The following is a 19736-nucleotide window of genomic DNA, read 5'->3' as shown; positions in this document are numbered from 1 at the left end:
GCCTCAATATAAGACGTATTATTGAGTTAAAGCGCTACTAATCCCTTAGAATACAGTAATGAAGGTGAAGCCTTATTCGTGGAGGTGGGTGATGTTGTTTTTTCTGGCTACGTTGACGAGAAACATAAATGGCAGCCATACCAAATAAAAGTAATACCGCCCAAGTATAAAAAAGCGGTTCAATCGCTAAAGGAGGAATCGATAAGAGTGATTTAGCACTTAATTCGCAGGTTGAAAGTGAATATTTCCCTTCACTTGCATTTTGTTGCTCTGCAATTGGCGTCGAGAATGAGGACTGTGTTTGCGAAACAGCAGATGCTAAGCGCTCACTAATCACATGAGCCCCCATAGAGCGCTGAACAATACAACACAAGATCAGCAATACTGTTATCAACACTAGCCAGCGACCTGACCGCCAATTATGCATAGATTTCCTCATTTGTTGACCTGCTATCTTAACGGTAATCTACAGACAAACAACTCCTTAAGATAAACTTTACAAATTCTTTTCTTTTTTAGATTAACGCCTTTTTCTTCTTTGTTCTTTTTAACCTTTAACTTCTCATGGTTATTACTATAATAATTTTAAATATTGAAAATCACTTCCAAAAAACATTGAACAATTTTTTATTTCATCCTTTTATTGAGAGATAGCTCTCGTATTTGGAATATTGCACTTCCCAACCGTATGTTATTTGTTCTATTTATTAACATTATCAAAACAAATTAAAACAAAAAAGTAACACAAAGCAACACATCAATATCACCACGACAGGAGTTATTATGCGCATGCGTAAACTAGCATTATCATTAATGATTTTAGGGGCTGCAGGAGCTGTGCAAGCAGAAGAACTCACTGGTACCTTAAAAAAAATCAACGATAACGATATTATTATTGTTGGTCATCGTGAATCCTCTGTCCCTTTTTCATACTACGATAATCAACAAAAAGTGGTCGGATACTCTCAAGACTATTCCAACCTGATTGTTGAGGCAGTAAAAGAAAAATTAGGCAAACCTAACCTACAAGTTCGTCTTATCCCTATCACTTCTCAGAATCGAATTCCACTATTACAAAATGGTACATTTGACTTTGAGTGTGGCTCAACGACCAATAATCTCGCTCGCCAACAACAAGCTGATTTCTCGAATACTATTTTTATTGTTGGTACACGTTTACTTGCGAAAAAAGACAGTGGAATTAAAGATTTTGCTGATCTTGCGGGCAAAAATGTGGTTGTTACGTCAGGCACCACATCTGAAATGTTACTCAACAAGCTCAATGATGAGAAAAAAATGAATATGCGCATTATTAGCGCAAAAGATCATGGCGACTCATTCCGTACACTTGAATCAGGGCGTGCCGTTGCTTTTATGATGGATGACGCCTTATTAGCGGGTGAACGTGCTAAAGCGAAAAAACCTGCGTTATGGGAGATTGTGGGAACACCTCAATCGGAAGAAGCTTATGGCTGTATGTTACGCAAAGGTGATACACAATTTAAGTCGTTAATTGATGAAACCATTGCTAATGCGCAAAAATCTGGCGCAGCAGAAAAATCGTTCAATCGTTGGTTTAATGCCCCAATTCCACCGAAAAACCTCAATTTAGAATTCACTATCTCGGATGAAATGAAAGCACTCTTTGCATCACCAAATGATAAAGCATTGAACTAACAATGCATATAAGTAATTGATGCAAAATTAATAATTATAAAGTATCTGTTGGACAGACAGATCAGTGAAGTTTGGGGCAGCCGTTCCCTGCCCCATTTTTTTCACCGGAGGTGAAATCATGTCGATTGATTGGGATTGGGGGATATTCTTCCAAGAAGCCCCTTTTGGAAATACCACTTACTTAGGTTGGCTTATTTCAGGCTTTCAAGTTACTGTCGCTTTATCTCTTTGTGCTTGGATCATCGCTTTTATTGTCGGCTCTTTTTTTGGTATTTTACGAACCGTACCTAATCGCTTGCTCTCTAGTTTAGGGGCTATCTATGTTGAACTATTTCGTAACGTCCCCCTGATTGTACAATTCTTCACATGGTATTTAGTGATCCCTGAACTCTTACCACAAGCTATTGGTGATTGGTTCAAAATGGACTTAACGCCGAATATCCAATTCTTTGTCTCTTCAGCACTCTGTTTAGGTTTGTTTACCGCAGCGCGCATGTGTGAACAGGTGCGGGCGGCAATCAATTCATTACCAAGAGGACAAAAAGCAGCAGGCTTAGCACTAGGCTTAACACTGCCACAAACCTACCGCTATGTTTTATTACCTAATGCTTATCGCGTCATTATTCCGCCAATGACCTCTGAAATGCTGAACTTAGTCAAAAACTCTGCAATCGCCTCAACGATTGGCCTGATTGATATGGCTGCGCAAGCGAATAAATTATTAGATTATTCAGCTAAAGCTTATGAATCCTTTACCGCTATCACACTAGCCTATGTCTTTATTAACGTCATTATTATGTTGATTATGCACTGGTTAGAAAAACGGGTGCGTTTACCTGGCACAGCAGGAGGTCAATAATGTACGAGTTTGACTGGAGTTCTGTTGTTCCTAGCCTACCTTTTTTAATGGATGGCATGGTCATTACTTTAAAAATCACCATAACAGCAATTGTTATCGGTATTTTATGGGGAACAATACTTGCAGTGATGCGCTTATCTACTTTTAAGCCCATCAGTTGGTTTGCGGCCGCTTACGTTAATACCTTTCGTTCTATTCCTTTAGTGATGGTATTACTGTGGTTCTATTTAATTGTGCCTAACATATTACAAAATGTTCTAGGCCTTTCACCAAAAAGTGATATCCGTTTAATTTCAGCAATGGTAGCGTTCTCTCTATTTGAAGCTGCTTATTACTCTGAAATCATCAGAGCAGGTATACAAAGCATCAGTAAAGGCCAGTTTTCAGCATCCTTAGCTTTAGGAATGACAAAATCACAAACGATGCGTTTAGTGATTTTACCTCAAGCATTTCGTGCCATGATCCCTTTATTGCTCACACAAGGTATCGTTTTATTTCAAGATACCTCACTCGTGTATGTATTAAGTCTGACCGACTTTTTCCGAACAGCGGCAAATATTGGTGAGCGTGATGGCACACAGGTTGAAATGATCCTTTTTGCTGGTTTTGTCTACTTTATAATTAGTTTCTCCGCTTCAATGTTAGTGAACTTTCTTAAAAAAAGGACTACTTAGATGATTTCCCTAAAAGATGTATCCAAATGGTATGGTCAGTTTCAAGTGCTGACAGATTGTTCCACTGAAGTGAAAAAGGGGGAAGTTGTTGTTGTCTGTGGACCTTCAGGCTCAGGTAAATCGACGCTTATCAAAACCGTTAATGGTTTAGAGCCTATACAACAAGGTGAAATCCTAGTAAATGATATAAAAGTCAATGATAAACGAACTGATTTAGCTAAGTTACGAGCCAAAGTTGGTATGGTGTTTCAACACTTTGAATTATTTCCTCACCTTTCCATTATTGAAAATCTTACACTAGCGCAAGTGAAAGTCCTTAATAGAGAGAAAGGTGCAGCAAAAGAGAAAGGGCTAAAATTATTAGAGCGCGTAGGCTTAGCCAACCACGCTAATAAATACCCTGCTCAACTTTCTGGTGGTCAACAACAACGCGTTGCTATTGCTCGTGCTTTATGTATGGATCCTATTGCGATGCTATTTGATGAACCCACATCCGCACTTGATCCTGAAATGATTAATGAAGTTCTTGATGTTATGGTTGAGCTGGCTAATGAAGGCATGACCATGATGGTGGTTACACACGAAATGGGCTTTGCTAAAAAAGTTGCTGACCGTATTATTTTTATGGATGAAGGTCGTATTGTCGAAGATAGCCCGAAAAATGACTTCTTTGATAATCCTAAATCAGAAAGGGCTAAAGATTTCCTAGCTAAAATCTTACATTAATCTTCAATTTTCTTTTTCATCCCACTCACTTTTCCCCTTTGCTGGCATGAATTATTACATGCCAGCAAAATATCGCTAAAAATAATCATCAACCTTTGATGACGCAACACAGTAGCAATTAATTCATTTTTATTGCAATAATTAGGCTAACCGCTTGAAAATCTCGCATTTATCATTAACAAAAAAATGCTGTTTTCGCGCTATCTCGCCATTGTGGCAAAAAAGTTATGCAAACAATGGCTTTCCTTGAGATCAATAGTTGTGGCTATTAGACAAAATCAGCTATGCTATGCAAGTCTTAATTCATCATAGCGGTTACCCTTCGGTAGCCATTAATTCACCATAGGATTATCGGTGCCATGCAAGAACAATATCGTCCCGAAGATATAGAGCAAACTATCCAGGAACACTGGGAAAAGAACAATACATTTAAAGTGACAGAAGATAATAACAAAGAAAAATATTACTGCCTGTCAATGCTACCTTATCCTTCTGGTCGACTACACATGGGACACGTCCGTAACTACACCATTGGTGACGTGATTTCCCGTTATCAACGTATGTTGGGTAAAAACGTCTTACAACCTATTGGTTGGGATGCGTTTGGTTTACCCGCAGAAGGTGCTGCCGTAAAAAATAACACCGCACCTGCACCGTGGACTTATGAAAATATCAATTATATGAAAGGCCAGTTAAAAAAACTGGGCTTTGGTTATGATTGGGATCGTGAAGTCACCACCTGTACACCAGAATATTATCGTTGGGAACAGTGGTTTTTCACTAAGCTGTATGAAAAAGGTTTAGTGTATAAAAAAACCTCTGCTGTAAACTGGTGCCCACACGACTTAACCGTACTGGCTAACGAACAAGTCATCGATGGTTGTTGCTGGCGTTGCGACACCCCTGTCGAGCGCAAAGAAATTCCACAGTGGTTTATTAAAATCACCGATTATGCTGAAGAGCTGTTAAACGACTTAGATACGTTAGATGAATGGCCAGAACAAGTTAAAACCATGCAACGTAACTGGATTGGCCGGTCTGAAGGTGTAGAAATTACCTTTGATGTCGCAGATAGCGACGATACCATGACCGTATATACCACACGTCCAGATACCTTTATGGGGGTCACTTATGTTGCTGTGGCCGCCGGTCATCCATTAGCTCAAAAAGCCGCTCAAAATAATCCTGAAATTCAGCACTTCATTGATGAATGCCGTAACATGAAGATGGCAGAAGCTGAAATGGCAACCATGGAGAAAAAAGGTATTGCTACAGGTCTGTATGCTATTCATCCATTAACCCAAGAGAAAGTCGCTATTTGGGTAGCTAACTTTGTCTTAATGGAATACGGTACAGGTGCGGTTATGGCCGTTCCAGGTCACGATGAACGCGACTGGGAATTTGCCACTAAATATGGTTTGCCGATTAAAGCGGTTATTGCTGATGCAGAAGGTAACCAACCTGACTTATCAACAGGCGCTCTGACTGAGAAAAATAGCCTGATTAACTCTGGTGAATTCTCAGGACTTGATAACCAAGCTGGTTTTAATGCTATTGCAGATAAACTTACTGCAATGGGTGTGGGTGAACGTAAAGTGAATTACCGTTTACGTGACTGGGGTGTTTCTCGTCAACGTTATTGGGGTGCGCCAATTCCAATGGCAACCTTAGAAGATGGTAGCGTTGTTCCAGTTCCTGATGACCAATTACCGGTTATTTTACCAGAAGATGTGAAAATGGACGGCATTACCAGTCCAATTAAAGCGGATCCTGAGTGGGCTAAAACAACGATTAATGGTCAACCTGCGCTACGTGAAACAGATACTTTTGATACCTTTATGGAATCTTCTTGGTATTACGCACGTTATACCTGCCCTGATTACGACAAGGGAATGTTAGATCCAAAAGCTGCTAACTATTGGTTACCGGTTGACTGGTACATTGGTGGTATTGAACACGCTATCATGCACCTGATGTATTTCCGTTTCTTCCATAAATTGATGCGTGATGCTGGTTTAGTTAATTCTGATGAACCTGCTAAACGCTTACTGTGCCAAGGCATGGTATTAGCAGATGCATTTTATTATACCGGTGAAGATGGCGCTCGCCATTGGGTCTCTCCTGCAGAAGCGATTGTTGAACGCGATGAAAAAAATCGCATCATCAAAGCAACTGACAGTGCAGGCCATGAACTGACTTACGCTGGTATGAGCAAAATGTCTAAATCAAAAAATAACGGCATCGACCCACAAACCATGGTTGAGCGTTATGGTGCTGATACCGTACGTCTATTTATGATGTTTGCTGCACCACCAGAATTAACACTTGAGTGGCAAGAATCAAGTGTTGAAGGTGCGAACCGTTTCTTACGTCGTTTATGGCGTTTAGTTCATGAGCATACCGAAAAAGGAACGACTCAATCACTTGATTTGGCAACATTAACCACAGAGCAGAAAGACTTACGTCGCGATTTACACAAAACTATCGCCAAAGTTTCTGATGATGTAGGTCGCCGCTTAGCATTCAATACGGCTATTGCTGCGATTATGGAGTTAATGAATAAATTAACACGTGCACCACAAGAGACTGAGCAAGATCGTGCTTTAATGCAAGAAGCATTAGAAGCGGTGGTACGTATGCTTTCTCCTATCATTCCACATGCTTGTTTTGTCATGTGGCAAGCGTTAGGAGGTAAAGAGGATATTGATGTTGCACCATGGCCTGTTGCTGATGAAGAAGCGATGGTCGATGACACGAAACTTATTATTGTTCAAGTTAATGGTAAAGTACGTGGTCGTATCACTGTTCCTGCTAATTCAGAAAAAGATTATGTTCAGGAAATGGCAACAAAAGAGTACAGTGTTGCTAAATATTTAGAAAATGTCACCGTACGTAAAGTGATTTATGTACCGGGCAAATTACTGAACATCGTTGTTGGCTGATAAGGAGGCTTAGTGCGATATCTATTTTCGCTGTTTTTTGCGTTAGCGGTGTTGGTCACCGCTGGCTGCGGTTTTCACCTACAAGGTAAAACCCAAGTTCCAGCTGAATTAAAAACGCTTTACCTAAGCTCTGGTGACCCATACGGGCCACTGTCTCGTGTAATGCGTCAACAATTGAGATTAAGTGGAGTTCAACTGGTTGAAACGCCAAAAGCAGATATTCCTGTTCTCAAAATTGTTGGATCTTCAGAAAATAAAGAGACTGTCTCTGTGTATCAAGACGGTAAATCGGCTGAACGTCAGCTCACTTTTGTCCTAGATGCACAAGTGATTATGCCTGATGGAACCATCTACCCTATTTCATCACAGGTTTCACGTCCATTCTTTGATAACCCATTAGAAGCATTAGCTAAAGATGCCGAAAATGATATTATCAAACAGGAAATGCGTGAACAGGCTACCGCTATCTTAGTACGTAAATTATTGGTGGTTCACAATGCTGAACGCCAAAAAGCGTCAGAGGCAGCTAAAGCGAAACAGATAATCTCACCAGCCAAATGATCCGCCTTTATCCAGAACAACTTAATGCGCAACTCCAAGAGGGGTTGCGCCAAAGTTACCTACTTTGGGGTAATGAACCGCTATTACTCCAAGAATCTCAAGATGCCATTCAAACGGTGGCAAAATCACAAGGCTTTACGGAACATTATCAATTTACCCTTGATAACAGCACTGATTGGAATGAAATATATTCACTCTGTCAGTCACTGAGTCTTTTTTCACAAAAGCAATCTATCTTACTCCATCTTCCTGAAAATGGTCCTAATGCGGCAATGTCAGAAAAGCTTTTACGCTTATCTCACGAATTGCATGAAGATCTCTTGTTAATTTTACGTGGACATAAATTAACCAAGGCACAGGAAAATAGCGAATGGTTTAAAACACTCAGCCAGCAAGGTATTTATGTGACTTGCTTAACCCCTGAGTTAGATAAATTACCAAATTGGGTAGCGAGACGCGCCAAGCAAAAAGGCCTTGAGCTTGATGAACAAGGTAATCAATTACTGTGTTACTGCTATGAAGGAAATTTACTCGCTTTAGCTCAAGCAATTGAACGCCTCTGTTTGCTCTATCCTGATGGTAAATTAACCCTGCCAAGAGTTGAAGCGGCTGTCAATGATGCCTCTCATTTTACTGCTTATCATTGGATTGATGCATTATTAGCAGGCAAAACCCAACGGGCATGGCATATCTTGCAGCAACTAAAAAGAGAGGATACTGAACCCGTTATTCTGCTTAGAACATTGCAACGCGAATTAATGCAATTAATTACCTTACATCGTAGCGCTAAAACGGCCTCCTTAAAATCCGTTTTCGATCAACATCGGATATGGCAAAACCGACGTCCGATATTTACCGCCGCGTTACAACGTTTGTCAGAGCATCAATTACTCACTGCCATGCGATTACTTACCCAGATTGAAATAACCCTTAAACAGGATCACGGACAAAACGTTTGGCCTGAACTTCATGCCCTTGGCTTATTATTATGTGGAAAAGCATTACCGGAAGGATTTATTCGCCATGGCTAGCACCAATAATAACCCCCCTTTAATTCATCAAGCCATTGCTCTATATGGTGGTACTTTTGATCCGATCCATTATGGGCATTTACGTCCTGTAGAAGCCCTTTCTGGCTTGATAGGGCTAAAAGAAGTGATTTGGTTGCCTAATAATATTCCCCCTCATCGCCCCCAACCAGAAGCCTCTTCACAACAGCGATTAGCCATGGTGCGGCTCGCATTACAACCTTTTAGTGCTTTCAAAGTCGACACTCGAGAGTTAGAGAAACCGACTCCCTCTTATACCATTGAGACATTAAAAGCGTTTAGACAAGAAATTGGTGAGAAACAGCCATTAGCCTTTATTATTGGACAAGATTCATTACTTTCAATTGATACTTGGCATAAATGGGAAGAGTTGTTAGATGTGTGTCACTTATTGGTTTGCGCTCGCCCGGGTTACCAAACCACATTTACATCACCACAAATGCAAACCTGGCTTGAACAACATCAAACCAAACAGCAAGCAGATATTCACTGTTTACCCGCCGGGAAAATTTTTCTTGCTGATACTCCTTTATACAATATTTCAGCTACCGATATTAGGGCTAGACATAAAGCAGGATTAGATTGTCATGATCTTCTGCCTGAGTCTGTTGAAAACTATATCAAACAGCATCAGTTGTATCGATAACAGATCTTAGAGATTAAAATTGCGCTCTTAAGTCATCAAATACAGCTGGATAAGGTGAAAAATAGCGTTGAGAAAGTAGATAATTATCAGGATAAAACGCCAAGTAGTTTTTCAACCGTGACAAAGGAGCCGAAAGACTCGTTTTTCCTTGCCGATAAGATAAAATCTCTTGTGTTAACAACTGTTTTTGCTCTGCGCTAAGTGCTCGCTTAAAATATCCCGCCATATGCATTAATGCATTGGTATGCCCTTCTCGAGTTGCTGGTATTGATAGTGCTTTCATTAAGGCCTTTTGATACTGCTCGGCAAATTGTAACAGCGGTAGCGAATTAGGGATATTGGCCATATAACGCCCCAATTCTCGATAAGCGACTTGAGAATAAGCCATTAACAAATATTTATATCGACTATGAAATTGGATCAGTGCTTTTTTGCTCAACTTAGCATTTACCTGCTGTTGATAATCAATTAAGGCAAAAAACTGTGTCAGAAAATGTTCCAATCCACTAGGTTGAGAAAATTGTTCAAGGGTTAATTGTAACTCTCCTCCCCCTAAAATCTGTGTGAATAAGGTTGATGAATATTCCCCTTTCATTTTAACTCGACAAATCACTGCCTTATTTTGTCGTTTTTCATCATTATTTTGTTTAATTTCAATGCCTTCATAGCATAACAATTGACAAAATCGTTGCCAATCTGCCTGTAACAATGCGTTTTTGTTACTCGCTATTTCTGAAGTTTGCTCCAAATAATAATAATTTTCTTTCATTCGTCTGTTTCTCTTAGTCACTATCTCAACATTACACCGTATAATGATACAATCATTGACGTGATGATACCGTTATCAGGTATTTCACGAGCATTGACAGACATTGTTTTACTGTTATTCTCACCCTCGGCTCCCATTAAGGGAACTGTGGAGTAAAACTGTCGTCTAATTGGAAAGTTCTTATCTGCCGGCTTTTATTATTTATTATGGCGCAATAAATAGGCATATATGAATTTTTCTAAATCAAGCGTCGAATAGCAACCATACTTGATAGATGTTTTTGCTATCGACAACTGGAATAAATCATCGAGTAAAATAGATTTATTGGTATAAATTCCTTTAAAATAGCGCTTTGTTATTTTCTCGATTGAGTTAACTAAATAGAAAAAGGTGACCCTTTTGCAAGGCTCAGAATTACAGCAATTTATTATTGATAAACTTGAGGATTCTAAAGCTCAAGACATTATCGCATTAGATGTTCGTGGAAAATCAAGTGTCACTGATTACATGATCATCTGTACGGGAACTTCAAACAGACACTTAATGTCTGTCGCCGATAATCTGGTTGATGACTGTCGTGAAGCAGGATTACAACCTTTAGGCATCGAAGGACAAGGCGTTTCTGATTGGATTGTTGTTGACCTTGGTGAAGCCATGGTACACGTAATGCAAGAAGACAGTCGCCGTATGTACGAACTCGAAAAACTCTGGAGCTGAGTTTGAAATTACAGCTCATCGCCGTTGGTACAAAAATGCCGGACTGGATCCAGACCGGCTTTATGGATTATCTTAACCGCTTTCCCAAAGATATGCCCTTAGAACTCATCGAGATCCCCGCGGGTAAACGAGGGAAAAATGCTGATATTAAGCGTATTCTCGAAAAAGAAGGCGAACAGATGTTAGCAGCGGTAGGTAAAGGAAATCGTATCGTCACCCTTGATATTCCTGGCGCCCGTTGGGATACCCCAAAACTTGCCGAGCAACTCGATCGCTGGAAGTTAGATGGAAGAAATGTCAGCTTATTAATTGGTGGCCCTGAAGGTTTAGCCCCCGCTTGTAAAGCAGCTGCAGAACAAAGTTGGTCTTTATCTCCATTAACTATGCCACATCCGCTAGTACGTGTAGTGGTAGCAGAAAGCCTTTACCGTGCATGGAGTATTACCACAAACCATCCTTATCATCGGGAATAATAAATTGGCGGGTAAGTAAGTGAAATCAACTAATGGGATGAAGAAAAGAAAACGCACCCCGTTTCGAGATTATACAGCGGAGTCAAAACTCTTTATCCGCCGTGTTATTGTCGCATTTTCAGGGATCTTAGTTTTAACGGGCATCTTAGTTTTTAACTTGTATCACTTACAAGTCGCTCGCCACGATGATTATCAAACTCGCTCGAATGATAACCGGATCAAATTAGTTCCCATCCCACCGAGCCGAGGCATTATTTACGATCGTAATGGGGTTCCACTTGCCCTAAATCGTACTATCTATCAATTAGAAATCGTACCGGAGAAAGTGGCTAATATCCAAGAAACATTGGAGAGTTTACGAGAGGTCGTTGATTTAACTGACGACGATATTGCTGCATTTGAAAAAGAGCGAAAACGCTCTCGTCGTTTTAGTTCTATTCCGCTTAAAACGTCACTTGACCAAGTGCAAGTGGCACGTTTTGCCATTAATCAATATCGCTATCCCGGATTAGAAATCAAAGGCTATCAACGTCGCTATTACCCTTATGGTTCAGCCCTTACTCATGTTATTGGTTATGTTGCAAAAATTAACGATAAAGATGTAGAACGTCTTGAAAAAGAAGGGCTCTATCCTAATTACGCAGCAACCCGAGATATCGGTAAATTAGGTATTGAACGCTATTATGAATCTGTTTTGCATGGTAAAACCGGTTATGAAGAGGTCGAAGTTAATAGCCGTGGCCGTGTGATCCGCCAATTGCATGAGCAACCACCACAAGCCGGTAAAGATATCTACCTAACTATCGATCTTGAATTACAAACCTATATTGAAACGCTATTAACCACTAGCCGAGCGGCTGTGGTCGTCACAGATCCTCGTAACGGCGAGATATTAGCACTGGTTTCTAATCCAAGTTATGACCCTAACCTATTTGTTGGGGGAATATCTAATACAGACTATCAAGGCCTACTTAATAATCCTGATAGACCATTAATAAACCGGGCAACCCAAGGGCTCTATCCTCCTGCATCAACGGTTAAACCCTTTATGTCTGTTGCAGCCCTAAGTGAAGGGGTTATTACTCCTAACACAACTATCCATGATCCGGGCTGGTGGCAACTGCCCGGCTCTGAAAAACGCTATCGTGACTGGAAACGTTGGGGTCATGGAAAACTCAATGTTACTAAATCCATTATTGAGTCAGCAGATACCTTCTTCTATCAAGTTGCCTATGATATGGGTATTGATCGTATTTCCACATGGATGTCCCGCTTTGGCTATGGTGAATACACGGGGATTGACCTTTCTGAAGAGCGTAATGGCATTATGCCAACCCGAGAATGGAAACAACAACGATATAAAAAACCTTGGTATCAAGGGGATACCATCCCTGTTGGTATAGGTCAAGGTTACTGGACGGCGACCCCAATCCAAATGTCAAAAGCGTTAATGACCTTAATTAACGATGGTCAGGTTAAAACCCCTCACTTACTTTATGGCACCAAGTTAGGTAATGAAATGCTACCTTACGTGGATAAAGAGACACGCCAAATTGGCGATATCAACTCCGGTTATTGGGAGTTAGCGAAGTACGGTATGTATGGTGTTGCCAATCTACCCAATGGTACAGGGCGACGTAGCTTTGCTGATGCTCCTTATAAGATTGCTGCAAAATCAGGTACAGCACAGGTATTTAGTTATGAAACCTATAATGCTAGCCAATTAGCAGAACATCTTCGTGATCATAAATTAATGATTGCTTTTGCGCCTTATGAAAACCCTACCGTTGCCGTCTCTATAATTTTAGAAAATGGTGGTGCTGGCCCATCTGTTGGGGATATTACTCGCCAAATACTTGATCACATTATACTTGGAGACAACAACACCGAGTTGCCTATTTCCCCGCCTTCACCGCGTGGCTCAGAGGAATAACCCAATGACAGAAAATAACAAGAAAAAATCACTCTGGACGCGTTTACATATCGATCCATTCTTTATGCTCTGCATTATTGCCTTATTATGCTATAGCGCATTTATTATGTGGACAGCAAGTGGGCAAGATCCCGATATGATGGAACGCAAGCTGGGACAAATTGCTACGGGTTTTATCGTTATGATTATCATGGCGCAGATCCCTCCACGGGTGTATGAAAACTGGGCTCCTCACCTTTACGTATTTTGTGTTGTATTACTTATTTTTGTTGATGTCTTTGGGCAAATTAGTAAAGGTGCACAACGCTGGCTTGATTTAGGTATCATACGTTTTCAGCCTTCTGAAATTGCCAAAATTGCCGTTCCTCTAATGGTCGCTCGCTTTATGAACCGTGATGTTTGTCCGCCAACATTACGTAACACAGCAATAGCCTTAGTGTTGATCTTCGTCCCCACCCTTTTAGTGGCTGCACAACCTGATTTGGGTACCTCTATTTTAATTGCTGCTTCAGGAATTTTTGTTATCTTCCTTGCCGGTATGAGTTGGCGTTTAATTACTGTCGCAACACTATTAATTGCTGGATTTATTCCGATACTCTGGTTTTTCTTGATGCATGATTACCAACGAACACGGGTCATGATGTTACTTGATCCTGAAATTGACCCCTTAGGAGCCGGATATCATATTATCCAATCTAAAATTGCTATCGGTTCTGGTGGATTACATGGCAAAGGTTGGTTACAAGGGACTCAGTCTCAACTTGAGTTTTTACCAGAGCGCCATACCGACTTTATTTTTGCCGTACTCGCAGAAGAATTAGGACTGATTGGTGTTTTAATCCTACTAACGCTCTATATACTCTTAATTGCTCGAGGTCTTTATCTCGCGACAAAAGCACAAAATACATTTGGCAGAGTCATGATTGGTGGATTAATGCTGATCTTCTTTGTTTATGTTTTCGTCAATATTGGTATGGTGAGTGGGATCCTCCCAGTAGTCGGCGTGCCATTACCACTGGTAAGCTATGGGGGATCGGCATTAATTGTACTAATGGCAGGATTTGGCATTGTTATGTCAATTCATACACACCGAAAACTATTATCAAAAAGTTTATAATGAGGTTTCTATGCGTTTGCAATGGGTTTTGATGGGTGTCAGTGCATTGCTACTTGCAGGATGTGTTGCTGATAAACCTGTGAATAATAATCAGCCAACCACAAGGTTGCCAAATGTACCTACACAACCCGTATTAGGTATAGAGCCTCGTTATGAGCCTTATCACCCGACTGCGAATCAAGATTATCGTAAAAATGGGGTAATTTATCGCATAGTCAAAGATCCGGCGAACTTTAGTGAACGAGGACAAGCGATTGTTTACGACAGCTTAGCAATGAGTCGCTTAACAACCATAGGTGAACGAGTCAACCCTTATGAGTTTGCTGCGGCACACCCAACATTGCCTATTCCAAGTTATGCGAAAATAACAAACTTAATCAATGGACGCACAATGATTGTGCGAATTAACGATCGTGGCCCTTACGTTGAAGGCAAACAAATACAGGTTACACCTGCTGTTTATAACAGTTTGCAGTTAATGCCAACAACCCCTATTCAAATTGAAGGTATTGTCGTTGATCAAAATGGCCAAATAAGTGGTATTGGTACCCAAGGTGCACAAATAGAGAAAAGAGCCACTACATTACCTGAGCGTCCTAACTTTAATACTCAGCCATCGACAATGGCTCCCCAACCCTCTGTAACAGCACCGTCTCCCATAACTGTGACTCAACCAGCTCCAGCTCCAGCTCCAGCTCCAGCTCCAGCTCCAGCTCCAGCTCCAGCTCCAGCTCCAGCTCCAGCTCCAGCTCCAGCTCCAGCTCCAGCTCCACAGCCAGTATCTTCATCTAGCGCAATAGCGCAAGGCTACTATGTACAAGTAGGTGCTTTAAGTAATCAAACTAATGCACAAACATGGTTAACTGAATTAACCAATGCTTTAAATACCCAAGGTGTCATTAATACAACTGATGGACTACATAAAGTGCAATTAGGCCCCTACTCATCAAAAACGCAAGCCGAAACAATAAAAAGTGCTTTGAAACAAAGTAAAAATATCGATGGGTTTATTGTTAGCCAATAAAGGGTAATAATTCGTAAAAACTCTTTTTCTAAAAGCAAATTCAGGCATAGAATCACCTGAGTTTGCTGATATTTTTCTTATCAACTTTTATTTATTTTCCCTGAATTTCCGGAACAGACAAACAGAATGAAACAGACACGCCCAGTGAAATTACTAAGAACACGTCTATTTAGTGCAACCTTTATATTATTAGCTATTAGCCATCATGCTATTGCTGATGACACATTAAAAACAATGATACCCGCTGTTCCTAATATCGAAGCCGAATCCTATATTCTTATCGACTATAATTCTGGGAAAGTCCTCGCGGAAAAAAACGCAGATGTCCGTCGTGATCCAGCCAGTTTAACCAAAATGATGACCAGTTATGTTATAGGTCAAGCCATTCGTGCAGGAAAAATATCGAACAACGATATTGTTCCTATTGGTGAAGAAGCATGGGCAACGGGCAACCCTGTATTTCGCGGCTCATCATTAATGTTTTTAAAACCCGGTGATAAAGTCACCGTTTCACAATTAACACGCGGTATCAATCTACAATCAGGTAATGATGCCTGTGTAGCAATGGCCTCTTATGTTGCGGGAAGCCAAGATACCTTTGTCACTATGATGAATGACTATGTTAAGCGTCTAGGTTTACAAAACACACAATTTCAAACTGTACATGGTTTAGATGCACCTGGGCAATACAGTAGTGCACGAGATATGGCATTGATTGGCGCCGCATTAATTCGTGATGTTCCAGAAGAATATGCCATTTATAAAGAAAAAGAGTTTACCTACAATAATATCCGTCAAACTAACCGTAATGGTTTACTTTGGGATACTAGCCTCAATGTTGATGGTATTAAAACAGGTCATACTGAAGCTGCGGGTTATAATCTTGTTGCCTCTGCAACAGAAGGAAATATGCGCTTGATTTCTGCTGTGATGGGGGGACACTCATCTAAAGGCCGTGATGCTGAAAGTAAAAAACTACTTACTTGGGGTTTTCGCTTCTTTGAAACGGTAAAACCGCTGCAAGTGGGTAAAGAATTTGCCGCTGAACCTATCTGGTATGGTGATACTGATAAAGTGCAATTAGGGGTTGATAAAGATGTTTATCTCACGATCCCCCGTGGCCGACTCAAAGATCTAAAGGCCAGTTATGTATTAGATAATGTTGAATTACATGCGCCAGTCAGTAAAAACCAAGTGGTTGGCACCATTAATTTCCAACTTGATGGGCAAGTCATTGAACAACGTCCACTTGTTGTTATGAATGAAGTGAAAGAAGGTGGCATTTTCAGCCGCTTGATTGATTACATCAAATTATTATTTTCACGTTGGTTTGGTTAAGGCTTGAAAAGGATAAATGTGTCCATATATAAAGATTATATCGATATTGGAATAAACACATTTACCCATTCTATATTTACCCTAACTATCAGTATCGCATTCCTCATTATAGGAGGAATGCGCTTTTTATTTGTGCTGATGAGGTGTAAAAGAGATTATTAAAACAACATCGCCTGTTGTCTTAAGGATTACATTATGATGAAAACAAAATTAAACGAACTATTAGAGTTCCCTTGCTCATTTACTTACAAAGTCATGGGTCATGCTAAACCCGAATTAGTTGACCAAGTCGTTGAAGTGATCCAGCGTCATGCACCCGGTGATTATACACCTTCAGTAAAACCAAGTAGCAAAGGTAACTATCACTCAGTCTCGGTGACTATCAACGCAACGCATATTGAACAAGTAGAAACCCTCTATAAAGAGTTAGGTGAATTAGAGCTTGTTCGCATGGTGTTATAATTTTTTTCTATTTGCCCCCTTACCCTATTAGGGGGCATTAGACGTACTTAAGAAGCAATATTACGCAGTATCTTCTCTTTATCTTTCTCTTTCACCTTACTTCTTATATTAATTCTTATTATTTCGTTATTGATTTGTCACCTAGATTTAGTAAGTCTCACTTAAATAAAAGCCTAATTGGGGTTAATCGCCAATTAAGCACTGCTTGGTTAATCACATCTATCCCCCTTCTCACTACGTCGTTTTTTTATCAATATTCCTTTATCAAACACAAACTGAAGCAATAATCTCATCTCATTCTGGTAGTTCATTTGTTGGAGCGTTATACTGCCTTTCACAATTACGCTACAAATGAAGATTTTCACGGTGCAAGATAAAACAATCATTATTCGCCAATTGGGTATGAAACCCTATTTACCGGTTTCTGATTCTATGCATCAGTTTACGGAAAAACGGGAAAGTCATACACCTGATGAAATTTGGCTGGTTCAACATGAACAGGTTTTTACCCAAGGTCAAGCGGGTAAAGCAGAACACCTTTTAAACACAGGCTCTATACCGGTGATCCAATCTGACCGCGGTGGACAAGTGACCTACCACGGCCCTGGCCAACAAGTGATGTATGTTTTGCTTGATCTAAAACGTAACCATATTGGCGTTCGCCAATTAGTCACTGTTTTAGAGAATACTGTGATCAACACACTCGCAGAATTTAATGTAGACGCATATGCTCGTGCAGATGCACCGGGCGTGTATGTTAATGGTGATAAAATTTGCTCTTTGGGATTACGTATACGCAAAGGTTGCTCTTTTCACGGTCTAGCACTTAATGTTGATATGGACTTATCTCCTTTTACGCGAATAAATCCTTGTGGTTATCCTGATCTAAAAATGACACAACTGGTTGATTTGGCGCCTAATGCAACATCGGAACAAGTGGCATCATTATTAATCAACCATTTTTGTACACAACTGGGATTCCAACCACAGCAATAAAAATGCTATAATTTTTTTAACATTTATCATTTTTTTTTAAAACCCTGATTACCTCAGTCACATCGTGTTAATCACCCTAGATAACTGGAACTGGCACAATTATGAGTAAACCTATTCAGATGGAACGCGGCGTAAAATATCGTGACGCCGATAAAATGGCACTTATTCCTGTTAAAACAATCGTTACAGAACGTGAAGAACTGCTACGCAAACCTGAGTGGATGAAAATAAAGTTGCCCGCAGATTCAAGTAAAATTCAAGGTATTAAAGCGGCCATGCGTAAAAATGGCCTGCATTCTGTTTGTGAAGAGGCTTCATGCCCTAATCTTGCAGAATGTTTTAACCACGGTACCGCAACCTTTATGATCTTAGGGGCAATCTGTACGCGTCGTTGCCCATTTTGCGACGTTGCTCATGGTCGTCCTAACGCACCCGATCCCCAAGAGCCAATTAAATTAGCCCAAACGATAAAAGATATGGGATTACGTTATGTTGTTATCACCTCAGTAGATCGCGATGACCTACGCGATGGTGGTGCACAACATTTTGCCGATTGTATTACCGCTATCCGTGAAAAAAATCCTAATATTCGCATCGAAACTTTAGTCCCTGATTTCCGTGGTCGTATGGATAAAGCATTAGAGATCCTCACTGACACACCACCAGACGTCTTTAACCACAATTTAGAAAACGTACCTCGTGTTTATCGTCAAGTGCGTCCTGGTGCGAACTATCAATGGTCTCTAACGTTACTAGAACGCTTTAAACAAGCCCACCCAAATATTCCAACTAAATCGGGGTTAATGGTCGGTTTAGGTGAAACAAATGAAGAAATTATTGACGTGATGCGCGATCTGCGTAAACATGGTGTAACGATGCTGACATTAGGGCAATATTTACAACCCAGTCGTCACCATCTTCCTGTTCAACGCTACGTCAGTCCTGACGAGTTTGAATATATGAAAGAGCAAGCATTAGCAATGGGCTTTACCCACGCCGCTTGTGGACCATTTGTTCGTTCGTCTTATCATGCTGATCTTCAAGCTCAAGGGATTGAGGTTAAATAACGATTAATCTCTCTTATGCTTAACATTGCAATAGCTGTATTTATCGGCGGTGGTTTAGGTAGCGTACTACGCTGGCTAATTAGCTACCGCCTCAATTCTCTTTTTCCCCATTTTGCAACGGGGACCTTGGTCGCTAACTGTATTGGTGCCTTTATTATCGCCTTTGGCATTGCTTGGTTTAGTAAGGCTCCCAATATTGATCCTATTTGGAAAATCATGCTTACCACAGGTTTTTGTGGTGGCTTAACCACCTTTTCTACTTTTTCCGTTGAGGTGGTCGCCTTATTTAATGAAGGACGAATAGGCTGGGCATTAGGCACCATGGGGGCAAACTTAGCGGGCTCGTTTCTGATGACGGCATTCGCATTCTGGCTACTCCGTGAAATGTAGTCTCTTTAACAAGATAAAAACCGTTAATCATAAAGTTGTACTCTTTTAGTTAAGCGATTTATAAGGCCTGAACTTAATATTCAACCAATGTCAGGCCTTTTAATTTGATTTTGTTCCCGGTGGTATTACTCAATAAATTAGCCAATTTTATCAATACATTCATTGATATTTTAAAATGATAGCTATGATGTATTCTTGATTTTAATAATTTAAAAAACTTTCAACCACGGTATTTATCCCGCAGCTAGATACGCAAGCTCCTCTTTAAATTTCTCAAGTCTTTTTTCATCATCAAAACGAGCGAGAGTTATGCAGT

The 19736-nt window shown here is 40.4% G+C and carries 20 protein-coding genes; 18 read left to right on the top strand and 2 right to left on the bottom strand.

Going from position 1 to position 19736, the window contains the following annotated elements; translation table 11 throughout:
* Positions 1-37: 37 nt before the first annotated feature.
* The gene (locus PMI_RS02160; protein WP_004246039.1) at positions 38-427 is read right to left on the bottom strand and encodes a hypothetical protein; all 390 of its coding nucleotides are present in this window, start codon (positions 425-427) and stop codon (positions 38-40) included.
* Positions 428-783: 356 nt separating this feature from the next.
* Between PMI_RS02160 and PMI_RS02155 the strand changes: the two genes are divergently transcribed.
* The 8 genes from PMI_RS02155 to nadD all read left to right on the top strand — a co-directional run bounded on the left by PMI_RS02155 (position 784) and on the right by nadD (position 9134).
* Positions 784-1677 (top strand): amino acid ABC transporter substrate-binding protein, encoded by an 894-nt coding sequence (locus PMI_RS02155; protein WP_004246040.1) that lies wholly within the window; start codon positions 784-786, stop codon positions 1675-1677.
* A 118-nt stretch (positions 1678-1795) separates the two neighbouring features.
* Positions 1796-2536 carry an amino acid ABC transporter permease gene (locus tag PMI_RS02150; protein ID WP_004247440.1) on the top strand — a complete coding sequence of 247 codons (741 nt, stop codon included), beginning with the start codon at positions 1796-1798 and terminating at the stop codon, positions 2534-2536.
* The gene (gene gltK / locus PMI_RS02145; RefSeq protein WP_004246042.1) at positions 2536-3210 is read left to right on the top strand and encodes a glutamate/aspartate ABC transporter permease GltK; all 675 of its coding nucleotides are present in this window, start codon (positions 2536-2538) and stop codon (positions 3208-3210) included. The genes PMI_RS02150 and gltK overlap by 1 nt, the downstream gene beginning before the upstream one ends.
* Complete coding sequence (locus PMI_RS02140) at positions 3211-3936, top strand: amino acid ABC transporter ATP-binding protein (RefSeq protein ID WP_004246043.1); 726 nt, start codon at positions 3211-3213, stop codon at positions 3934-3936.
* A 359-nt stretch (positions 3937-4295) separates the two neighbouring features.
* The gene (leuS, locus tag PMI_RS02135) at positions 4296-6878 is read left to right on the top strand and encodes a leucine--tRNA ligase (RefSeq protein ID WP_004247439.1); all 2583 of its coding nucleotides are present in this window, start codon (positions 4296-4298) and stop codon (positions 6876-6878) included.
* A gap of 12 nt (positions 6879-6890) precedes the next feature.
* Positions 6891-7439: an LPS assembly lipoprotein LptE gene (gene lptE / locus PMI_RS02130; RefSeq protein ID WP_004246045.1), complete on the top strand. Its 549-nt coding sequence runs from the start codon at positions 6891-6893 to the stop codon at positions 7437-7439.
* The gene (holA, locus tag PMI_RS02125) at positions 7436-8470 is read left to right on the top strand and encodes a DNA polymerase III subunit delta (protein WP_004246046.1); all 1035 of its coding nucleotides are present in this window, start codon (positions 7436-7438) and stop codon (positions 8468-8470) included. Before lptE ends, holA begins: the two co-directional genes overlap by 4 nt.
* A complete protein-coding gene (gene nadD / locus PMI_RS02120) occupies positions 8463-9134 on the top strand; it encodes a nicotinate-nucleotide adenylyltransferase (RefSeq protein ID WP_004252240.1) in 672 nt (223 codons plus the stop codon). The genes holA and nadD overlap by 8 nt, the downstream gene beginning before the upstream one ends.
* Positions 9135-9147: 13 nt before the next feature.
* On the opposite strand, the gene PMI_RS02115 is transcribed toward nadD, so the two are convergent.
* Positions 9148-9903 (bottom strand): YbgA family protein, encoded by a 756-nt coding sequence (locus tag PMI_RS02115; RefSeq protein WP_012367586.1) that lies wholly within the window; start codon positions 9901-9903, stop codon positions 9148-9150.
* Between the two features lie 390 nt (positions 9904-10293).
* Between PMI_RS02115 and rsfS the strand changes: the two genes are divergently transcribed.
* The 10 genes from rsfS (at position 10294) to crcB (ending at position 19420) form a co-directional block, all read left to right on the top strand.
* The gene (gene rsfS, locus PMI_RS02110) at positions 10294-10620 is read left to right on the top strand and encodes a ribosome silencing factor (RefSeq protein WP_004246049.1); all 327 of its coding nucleotides are present in this window, start codon (positions 10294-10296) and stop codon (positions 10618-10620) included.
* Positions 10621-10622: 2 nt separating this feature from the next.
* Positions 10623-11093: a 23S rRNA (pseudouridine(1915)-N(3))-methyltransferase RlmH gene (gene rlmH / locus PMI_RS02105; protein WP_004246050.1), complete on the top strand. Its 471-nt coding sequence runs from the start codon at positions 10623-10625 to the stop codon at positions 11091-11093.
* Positions 11094-11130: 37 nt separating this feature from the next.
* Positions 11131-13026: a peptidoglycan DD-transpeptidase MrdA gene (gene mrdA, locus PMI_RS02100; protein WP_004246051.1), complete on the top strand. Its 1896-nt coding sequence runs from the start codon at positions 11131-11133 to the stop codon at positions 13024-13026.
* A gap of 4 nt (positions 13027-13030) precedes the next feature.
* The gene (gene mrdB, locus PMI_RS02095) at positions 13031-14143 is read left to right on the top strand and encodes a peptidoglycan glycosyltransferase MrdB (protein WP_004246052.1); all 1113 of its coding nucleotides are present in this window, start codon (positions 13031-13033) and stop codon (positions 14141-14143) included.
* Positions 14144-14153: 10 nt separating this feature from the next.
* Positions 14154-15167, top strand: a complete 1014-nt coding sequence (rlpA, locus tag PMI_RS02090) for an endolytic peptidoglycan transglycosylase RlpA (RefSeq protein ID WP_012367585.1) — start codon at positions 14154-14156, stop codon at positions 15165-15167.
* Positions 15168-15293: 126 nt separating this feature from the next.
* Positions 15294-16505, top strand: coding sequence for a D-alanyl-D-alanine carboxypeptidase DacA (gene dacA, locus PMI_RS02085; protein WP_004246054.1), 1212 nt, complete (start codon positions 15294-15296; stop codon positions 16503-16505).
* 198 nt (positions 16506-16703) lie between these two features.
* The gene (ybeD, locus tag PMI_RS02080; protein WP_026090527.1) at positions 16704-16967 is read left to right on the top strand and encodes a DUF493 family protein YbeD; all 264 of its coding nucleotides are present in this window, start codon (positions 16704-16706) and stop codon (positions 16965-16967) included.
* A 351-nt stretch (positions 16968-17318) separates the two neighbouring features.
* On the top strand, positions 17319-17963 hold the full coding sequence (gene lipB, locus PMI_RS02075) for a lipoyl(octanoyl) transferase LipB (protein WP_004246056.1): 645 nt from the start codon (positions 17319-17321) through the stop codon (positions 17961-17963).
* A 101-nt stretch (positions 17964-18064) separates the two neighbouring features.
* A complete protein-coding gene (gene lipA / locus PMI_RS02070) occupies positions 18065-19030 on the top strand; it encodes a lipoyl synthase (protein ID WP_004246057.1) in 966 nt (321 codons plus the stop codon).
* A 15-nt stretch (positions 19031-19045) separates the two neighbouring features.
* On the top strand, positions 19046-19420 hold the full coding sequence (crcB, locus tag PMI_RS02065; protein WP_004246058.1) for a fluoride efflux transporter CrcB: 375 nt from the start codon (positions 19046-19048) through the stop codon (positions 19418-19420).
* Positions 19421-19736 lie beyond the last annotated feature (316 nt).

This window comes from Proteus mirabilis HI4320 (assembly GCF_000069965.1).
In the GTDB taxonomy this organism is placed as follows: domain Bacteria; phylum Pseudomonadota; class Gammaproteobacteria; order Enterobacterales; family Enterobacteriaceae; genus Proteus; species Proteus mirabilis.
The sequence above is the reverse complement of the archived record's forward strand: the minus strand, read 5'-3'. Positions and strand labels throughout refer to the sequence as shown.